11 protein-coding genes and 1 riboswitch are annotated in these 7,844 nt (G+C 73.6%); of the genes, 8 read left to right on the top strand and 3 right to left on the bottom strand.

Annotated elements, in window-relative coordinates:
• Positions 1-167 (bottom strand): transposase (locus tag ACH5AR_RS26025; protein ID WP_396303921.1); only part of this gene is annotated, 167 nt, incomplete at its 3' end.
• A gap of 66 nt (positions 168-233) precedes the next feature.
• On the bottom strand, positions 234-719 hold the full coding sequence (gene sodX / locus ACH5AR_RS26020) for a nickel-type superoxide dismutase maturation protease (RefSeq protein WP_396303911.1): 486 nt from the start codon (positions 717-719) through the stop codon (positions 234-236).
• Between the two features lie 175 nt (positions 720-894).
• On the opposite strand from sodX, the gene sodN reads away from it, so the two are divergent.
• From sodN to ACH5AR_RS25980, 8 genes are all read left to right on the top strand, one after another.
• On the top strand, positions 895-1,290 hold the full coding sequence (sodN, locus tag ACH5AR_RS26015) for a superoxide dismutase, Ni (RefSeq protein ID WP_045699892.1): 396 nt from the start codon (positions 895-897) through the stop codon (positions 1,288-1,290).
• Between the two features lie 131 nt (positions 1,291-1,421).
• Positions 1,422-1,502: riboswitch (cobalamin riboswitch) on the top strand.
• A gap of 164 nt (positions 1,503-1,666) precedes the next feature.
• Positions 1,667-2,698 carry a FecCD family ABC transporter permease gene (locus ACH5AR_RS26010; RefSeq protein ID WP_396303920.1) on the top strand — a complete coding sequence of 344 codons (1,032 nt, stop codon included), beginning with the start codon at positions 1,667-1,669 and terminating at the stop codon, positions 2,696-2,698.
• 14 nt (positions 2,699-2,712) lie between these two features.
• Positions 2,713-3,519, top strand: a complete 807-nt coding sequence (locus tag ACH5AR_RS26005) for an ABC transporter ATP-binding protein (protein WP_396303919.1) — start codon at positions 2,713-2,715, stop codon at positions 3,517-3,519.
• A 32-nt stretch (positions 3,520-3,551) separates the two neighbouring features.
• Positions 3,552-4,544: an ABC transporter substrate-binding protein gene (locus ACH5AR_RS26000; protein WP_396303910.1), complete on the top strand. Its 993-nt coding sequence runs from the start codon at positions 3,552-3,554 to the stop codon at positions 4,542-4,544.
• Positions 4,545-4,632: 88 nt separating this feature from the next.
• Positions 4,633-5,013 carry a nuclear transport factor 2 family protein gene (locus ACH5AR_RS25995; protein ID WP_396303909.1) on the top strand — a complete coding sequence of 127 codons (381 nt, stop codon included), beginning with the start codon at positions 4,633-4,635 and terminating at the stop codon, positions 5,011-5,013.
• Between the two features lie 10 nt (positions 5,014-5,023).
• A complete protein-coding gene (locus ACH5AR_RS25990) occupies positions 5,024-5,500 on the top strand; it encodes a GNAT family N-acetyltransferase (protein WP_396303908.1) in 477 nt (158 codons plus the stop codon).
• A gap of 188 nt (positions 5,501-5,688) precedes the next feature.
• Positions 5,689-6,099, top strand: a complete 411-nt coding sequence (locus ACH5AR_RS25985) for an anti-sigma regulatory factor (protein WP_355255165.1) — start codon at positions 5,689-5,691, stop codon at positions 6,097-6,099.
• 186 nt (positions 6,100-6,285) lie between these two features.
• Positions 6,286-7,293 carry a SigB/SigF/SigG family RNA polymerase sigma factor gene (locus ACH5AR_RS25980; protein ID WP_396303907.1) on the top strand — a complete coding sequence of 336 codons (1,008 nt, stop codon included), beginning with the start codon at positions 6,286-6,288 and terminating at the stop codon, positions 7,291-7,293.
• 83 nt (positions 7,294-7,376) lie between these two features.
• Here the strand turns inward: ACH5AR_RS25980 and ACH5AR_RS25975 are convergent, their stop codons facing one another.
• Positions 7,377-7,805 carry a hypothetical protein gene (locus tag ACH5AR_RS25975; RefSeq protein ID WP_396303906.1) on the bottom strand — a complete coding sequence of 143 codons (429 nt, stop codon included), beginning with the start codon at positions 7,803-7,805 and terminating at the stop codon, positions 7,377-7,379.
• Positions 7,806-7,844 lie beyond the last annotated feature (39 nt).

Raw genomic sequence — 7,844 nt, 5'->3', positions numbered from 1 at the left:
TAGCGTTCCGGGACGTCCCGCCAGGACGTGCCGGTCCGCAGCTTCCACACGATCCCGTTCAGCACCAGCCGGTCGTCCGAACGCGGACGACCGGCGACCCCGGAAGCGGGCAGGAACCGCGACAGCACAGCCCACTCGGCATCCGACAGCTCATGACGACGCACCATGACCGACATGATCGCCCATCACTTGATCAGCTTTGAAGACGATCTCTAGGGCGTGTCTGACACGCCCTAACGGTTCCCGCGCCCCGGCCCCGGCCCCTGGACGTCCTCGGCCCACACCCCGAGCCGGCGGGCCAGCCCCGGCACCCGGGCCGGCCCCGGGCTGAGCAGCAGCCGCTCCAGCCGGCGCCCCGGCGCCAGCCAGGCCGGGCTCGGCCGCAGCCGCAGCAGCGCCCGGCCGAGCACCAGCTCGTCCGGGACGGCGCCGTAGCTGCGGCTGTCGCTGTCCACCGGGCGGTTGTCGGAGAGCAGCCACCAGCCCGCGGCCCGGCGCTCAGCGGCCCGCTTCACCACCAGCAGGTCCTGCTGGAAGGGGTGCCGGAAGAGCACCACCGCGCCCGGCCTGATCGGCGCGCCGTAGCGGACCAGCAGCTGGTCGCCCTCGCGCAGGGTCGGGACCATCGACGGCCCCGCCACGTCGACCAGCCCGAACGGCAGCACGCCGCCCCGGCCCGGCCCCCCGGCCCCGGCGCCCTCCCGTCGTGCGCTGCGCACCACGGCTCCTCCTCCCGTCGGCCCCCAGTCTGCCCCACCGGCGGGCCCCGGCCCGATGTCCGGATTGGCCCGGTTCCCGCTCCGTCTTTTGCCCTAGGCCCACCGCCCGGCCGCGAAACCGGGAGGGCGGAAGGGTAATCTCGGGCGCGGGAAGACGATCCAAGGAAGGACTCCCATGTTCTCTCGTCTGTTTGCACCGCGCGCCACCGCCCACGCCCACTGCGACCTGCCCTGCGGCGTCTACGACCCCGCGCAGGCCAAGCTGGAGGCCGAGTCGGTCAAGGCCACCCAGGAGAAGTACCAGGCCAACGAGGACCCGCACTTCCGCGCCCGCGCCATCATCATCAAGGAGCAGCGCGCCGAGGCCGTCAAGCACCACATCTCGGTGCTGTGGAGCGACTACTTCAAGGCCCCGCACTTCGAGAAGTACCCGCAGCTGCACCAGCTGATCAACGACACCCTGAAGGCCGCCTCGGCCGCCAAGGCGTCCACCGACCCGGCCACCGGCCAGGCCCTGCTGGACCTGATCGCCGAGGTCGACAAGATCTTCTGGGAGACCAAGCAGGCCTGAGCCTGACGCGTCGCCACCCGACCGCCCCCGTCCGCACCGCCGGCCGGGGGCGGTCGTGCGTCCACGTCCCGCCCCTCCCGGGTAAGGGTTGCCTGCCCTGAGTGGCTGTTATGCTGCCAGGGCGTCCGAGGGAGAAGTCCGGTGCGAATCCGGCGCTGACCCGCAACGGTGAGCACGGCCCGTACCGTCCGTACGGCCGCGCCAGCCCGATCGCCCCCGGCCGCGGACCTCCCGACGACTCGCCGTGGACTGCGAGGGGGACGGCGCCCCGGCACGCTCCGGCCCGCGCCCGCCCCGGCGCACCCGCGGCCGAAGGCAAGGCGCATCCGTGAACCGCGCACCCGCGAACCGTGCAGCCGGCCCGCCCGGCCGCCGCATACCCGTCGTGCCGCTCGCCGTCGGCCTCGCCGCCGTCCTGCTGCTGTCCCTGGTCTGCGGGGTCGCCCTGGGCTCCTCCGGGATCGGCCTGCCCCGGGTGCTGCGGCTCCTGGGCGCGGGGCTGACGGGCGGTCGGCTGGACGCGGACGAGGCCGCCGCGTACGCGATCGTCTGGGAGATCCGGCTGCCGCGCACCGTGCTGGCCGCCGTGGTCGGCGCCGGACTGGCCGCCTGCGGCGTCGCCGTCCAGGCCCTGGTGCGCAACGCGCTGGCCGACCCGTTCGTCCTCGGCATCTCCTCCGGCGCGGCCGTCGGCGCCAACGCCGTGATGATCTTCGGCGCCTTCGCCTCGCTCGGCGTGTGGGCGGTCTCCGCCTCCGCCTTCGGCTCCGCGCTGGCCGCCATGGCCCTGGTCTACGTCGCCGCCCGCACCGTGTACGGGCTCACCCCGCTGCGCCTGGTGCTCACCGGCACCGCCCTGTCCTACGGCTTCTCCGCCGCCACCACCCTGATGGTCTTCACCGCCGACCGCGGCGAGGCCGCCCGGGACGTCATGATGTGGCTGCTCGGCAGCCTCGGCGGCGCCACCTGGGGCAAGGTGCCGATCGCCGCCGTCACGGTGCTGGCCGGCCTCGGCTACCTGGTCTGCGCCGCCGGGCGGCTGGACGCCCTCGCGATGGGCGACGAGACCTCCGCCTCGCTCGGCGTGGACCCGGACCGGCTGCGCCGCGAGCTGTTCGTGGTGACCGCCGCCGTGACCGGCACCGTGGTCGCGGTCAGCGGGGCGATCGGCTTCGTCGGGCTGCTGATGCCGCACGTGGCGCGGATGCTGGTGGGCGCCGGGCACCGCCGGGTGCTGGTGGTCGCGCCGCTGGCCGGGGCGCTGCTGCTGGTCTGGGTGGACATCGCCTCGCGCACCCTGCTGGCGCCCGCCGAGCTGCCCGTCGGGGTGTTCACCGCGGTGCTCGGGGTGCCCGCCTTCCTGGTGATGATGCGCCGCCGCGGCCAGGCGTTCGGAGGAGCCCGATGAGCGGGACGACCGGAATGACGGAGGCGACCGGGGTGGCCGGGGCCGAGGACCTCGCGGTCGACGCCGTCTCGGTGGAGCTGGCCGGCACCCGGCTGGTCCACGAGGTGAGCCTGGCGGCCGCCGCCGGGCAGGTGGTCGGGCTGGTCGGCCCGAACGGCAGCGGCAAGTCGACCCTGCTGCGCTGCGTCTACCGGGTGCTGGCGCCGGCCGGCGGCGCGGTCCGGCTGGCCGGCGACGACCTGCACGCCCTCACCGCCCGCGAGAGCGCCCGCCGGGTGGCCGCGCTGACCCAGGAGCACTCCGCCGAGTTCGACTTCACCGTCGCCGAGGTGGTCGCGATGGGCCGGCTGCCGCACCGCCGCGGCTTCGGCGCCCCCGCCGAGGGGGACGCCGAACGCTGCGCCGAGGCGCTGCGCAAGGTCCGCGCCGGGCACCTCGCCGAGCGGGGCTTCCTGAGCCTGTCCGGCGGCGAGAAGCAGCGGGTGCTGTTCGCCCGCGCCCTGGTCCAGGAGCCGCGGCTGCTGGTGCTGGACGAACCCACCAACCACCTGGACATCGCGCACCAGTTGGAGGTGCTGGCACTCGCCCGCGGGGCCGGTCCGACGGTGCTCACCGCGCTGCACGACCTCAACCTGGCGGCCGGCCACTGCGACCGGCTGTACGTGCTGCGGGCGGGCCGGATCGTCGCCTCCGGCCCGCCCCACGAGGTGCTCCGACCCGCCCTGCTGGCCGAGGTGTTCGGCGTCCGGGCCACCCCGGTCCGGCACCCGGCGACCGGCGCCCTCCAGCTGCTGTTCGACCGCCTCGACCCCTCCTCCTGACCAGCCCGCCCTCCCCTTCCAGAGGAACCACCGTGCGCACCAAGGCCGTTGCCGCCGCCGCCCTGCTCGCCCTCGGACTCACCGCCTGCGGTGCCGAGATCGCCCCGAAGGAGGCCGCCACCGCCTCCGCCCACTACCCGGTGACGGTGGACAACTGCGGCCAGCGGCTCACCTTCGCGCAGAAGCCCGCCCGGGTGGTGACCAACGACGTCAACATCACCGAGCTGATGCTCTCCCTCGGCCTCGCCGACCGGATGGCCGGCTACGTGATGCCGGACGACAAGGGGAAGGTCGACGCGGTGGCGTGGAAGGACGGCTACCAGCAGACCACCTGGCTCTCCAGGAAGGTCCTCACCAAGGAGATCGCCCTGGACGCCGGGGCCGACCTGGTCTTCGCCGGCTGGCACTACGGCTTCGACGAGGGCAGCGGCATCACCCCGCAGGCCTTCAAGGCGCTCGGCATCGACTCCTACGTGCTCAGCGAGTCCTGCCGCAGCGGCCGGGGCGGCGAGCGCGGCGTGATGGACCCGCTGGAGGCGCTCTACACCGACCTCGCCAACCTCGGCGAGATCTTCGACGTCAGGGACCGCGCCGACCGGCTGGTCGCCGACTTCAAGGCACAGATCGCCGCCGTCCCGCCGGCCGGTCACCGCCCGTCCGTCTTCCTGTACGACCGGGGGCAGGACAAGCCGTACACCGCCGGGAAGTTCGCCGCCGCCCACGAGATCATCGCCAAGGCCGGCGGAACCAACATCATGGGCGACCTCGCCGACAGCTGGGTCACGGCCGGCTGGGAGAGCGTCGTCCAGCGCGACCCCGAGGTGATCGTGATCAACGACTACGCGTCGCCCGGGGCCGAGGAGAAGCGGCAGTTCCTCAGGGCCTTCCCGCCGCTGGCCGGCGTCTCCGCGATCAGGAACGACCGGATCTTCGTCATGGACTACGTCGACCTGGTGGAGAGCCCGCGCAACCCGGCCGCGATCAGCGCGCTGGCCGCCTACCTGCGCACCGTGCCCGCCCGCTGACCGCCGCCGGACGGAGCCCCGCCGGGCGGGGACGGCCGGGCGTACGCTCAAGGTACGAGCCGACGGAACCGACCGGAGGAGCGAGACCATGACCGCCACGGCCCCCGCCGCCTTCGACACCCGCGCCCTGCGCGAGGGGATCGAACGCCGCGACGCCGACGCCCTCCTGGCGCTCTACGCCGAGGACGCCGAACTGCGCGTGGTCGATCGCAGGACCCAGCCGAGCCACCCCCTGGTGATGCACGGGCGGGACGAGATCGGCGCCATGCTGGACGACGTCTACAGCCGCGAGACGACCCACACGCTGGAACAGGTGGTGGTCCAGGGCGACCACGTCGCGTTCCTGGAGTCCTGCCGCTACCCGGACGGCGTCCGGGTGCTGATGTCCTCGATGGCCGACCTGCGGGACGGCCGGATCGTCGACCAGACCTCCGTCCAGGCCTGGGACGAGACCGGTCCCGAGCAGTAGGCTCACAGGCATGATCCGCACCGCCGTCGCCAGCGACGTCCCCGTCATCCACGCCATGGTCCGCGAACTCGCGGAGTACGAGAAGGCCCTGCACGAGGCGAAGGCCACCGAGGAGCAGCTGCACGAGGCCCTCTTCGGCGCGAACCCGGCCCTGTTCGGGCTGATCGCCGAGGACGACGCCACCGGCGAGCCGGTCGGCTTCGCGGTCTGGTTCCGCAACTTCTCGACCTGGCGCGGCACCCACGGGATCTACCTGGAGGACCTGTACGTCCGCCCCCAGGCGCGCGGCGGCGGCCACGGCAAGGCGCTGCTGCTGGAACTGGCCCGGATCGCCGTCGAGCGCGGCTACTCCCGGGTCGAGTGGTCGGTCCTGGACTGGAACCAGCCCTCGATCGACTTCTACAAGTCGATCGGCGCGGTGCCGCTCGACGAGTGGACGGTGTACCGGCTCACCGACGAGGCGCTGGCCGCCGCCGGACGGCGCTGAACGGCTCCGTGGAGCCCGGAGAAAGGGTCTGCCACCCTGCGTCGCAATGCCTTACCATGAGTAACTCCCGAACCGGGGTGCGGAAGGCAGCGCGATGGCGGATCCGCGACGCCGGACCCCTTCCAGGGGTAGCAAGCGGTAACAAGCGGGGTACCAGGAAAGCACAGCGCGTCACCCAGGAGGCAAGGGTGTCCCAGATCGACGGCGATCTCGGTGTTCAGGACTTCGTGGAGGTCCGGCTGCCCGCAGCGGGGGCCTACCTCTCCGTCCTGCGAACAGCGACGGCCGGGCTCGCGGCCCGGCTGGACTTCACGCTCGACGAGATCGAGGATCTGCGGATCGCGGTCGACGAGGCCTGCGCCATCCTGCTCCAGCAGGCGGTGCCCGGCTCCGTGCTCTCCTGCGAGTTCCGGTTGGTCGGCGACTCGTTGAAGGTCACCGTCGCCGCCCCGACCACCGACGGCAAGGCCCCCGAGCGGGACACCTTCGCCTGGACGGTGCTCTCCGCGCTGGCCGGCGAGGTCGACTCCTCGGTCGGCGAGGACAAGACCGTGTCGATCAGCCTGCACAAGAAGCGCGGCGGCTCCCCCGCCCACTAGCCGGGCGCCGGAGCGAACCGCACGACCGAGCAGCACCGAGCAGCACCCGCGCAAGGGCCGTCCGCAGCTCCCCGCCCCGGGGGCCGGCGGACGGCTCCCGGTACCGCCCCCCGGGGCGGTACGACCAACGAGACGATTCCGGGGCCGCCGGCCCCGGTGCTCCCGGAACGGAACGGGGGAATGGCCGTGAGTGATCTGGACCGTACCGGCCTCGCGACGGCGGGACCTGCCGTACCGACCCAGGCGAGCGTTCCCGGCCTCGCCGCCAACGACGAAGCGCACCCGAAGGACGCCCAGCGGATGAGCCACCCCACCGAGCCGACGTCCGAGCCGACGCCTGCCTCCGTGCCCCCGCCGGACCCGGCGGCGGAGACGGACCCGGCGGTCGAGGCCGAGCTGCACGGCGCCGTGCCCGCCCAGGGCTCGCACCGCACCGGCGCCCCGGACCGGGAGGCCGCCCGCGCGCTGTTCGTCCGGCTGTCCGCGCTGCCCGAGGGCTCCCCCGAGCGGGTCGAGCTGCGCAACCAGCTGGTGCGGATGCACATCCCGCTGGTCGAGCACCTGGCCCGGCGCTTCCGCAACCGCGGCGAGCCGCTGGACGACCTGACGCAGGTCGCCACCATCGGGCTGATCAAGTCGGTGGACCGCTTCGACCACGAGCGCGGGGTGGAGTTCTCCACCTACGCGACGCCGACCATCGTCGGGGAGATCAAGCGGCACTTCCGCGACAAGGGCTGGGCGGTGCGCGTCCCGCGCCGGCTCCAGGAGCTGCGGCTGTCGCTCACCACGGCGACCAGCGAGCTCTCCCAGCGGCACGGCCGCTCCCCCACGGTGCACGAGCTGGCCGAGCACCTGGGGATCTCCGAGGAGGACGTCCTGGAGGGCCTGGAGTCCGCCAACGCGTACTCCACGCTCTCCCTGGACGTGCCGGACAGCGACGACGAGTCGCCGGCCGTCGCGGACACCCTGGGCGCGACGGACGAGGCGCTGGAGGGCGTCGAGTACCGCGAGTCGCTCAAACCGCTGCTGGCCCAACTGCCGCCCCGGGAGCAGAAGATCCTGGTGCTGCGGTTCTTCCGGAACATGACCCAGTCGCAGATCGCCGCCGAGGTGGGGATCTCCCAGATGCACGTGTCCCGGCTGCTGGCCCGGACGTTGGCGCAGCTGCGGGAGAAGCTCCTGGTGGAGGAGTAGGACTGACGGCCGCTCAGCCCCGCGCGGGCCCGGGCGGCCGTACCGCGTCCCGCACGGCCGCCGGCCCTGTGCGGCCCCCGGCGTCAGCTCCCGGAGGGGCCGTACAGGGCCGCCGTCGACTTCGGGTTCAGCAGGCAGCCGATGCCCACCAGGCCGAGCAGGCCGACCAGCACGCCGACCGCGACCATCCCGCCGCCGATCTGGATCATGTAGTACCCGACCGGCAGGCAGATCGAGTTGGTCAGCACCGCCGGGCTGCGGCCCCAGCGGCGCTCCTTGAGCAGCGCGCGGGCCGCCAGCACCGGCAACACGCCGAGCAGCACGATGACGGCTCCGCCGAACTCGTTCAGCGCGAGCTGCTTGGACTGGCCGGACAGCGCGGCCACCATGTCCCAGACGCCGACGACGGCCAGCGCGGCCCCCTCCAGGGCCGTGAGGGCGGCGCCCAGGGTCAGGGAGGCCGGACGGGCGGAGCCGGCGGCGGTTGCGGAGGCGGGGGTTTCTGCGGTCACTCCAGCAGGGTAGCCGCCGGTTCATCCGTACCGACCCGT

The organism is Kitasatospora sp. NPDC018619 (assembly GCF_044391605.1).
In the GTDB taxonomy this organism is placed as follows: Bacteria; Actinomycetota; Actinomycetes; order Streptomycetales; family Streptomycetaceae; genus Kitasatospora.
The sequence above is the reverse complement of the archived record's forward strand: the minus strand, read 5'-3'. Positions and strand labels throughout refer to the sequence as shown.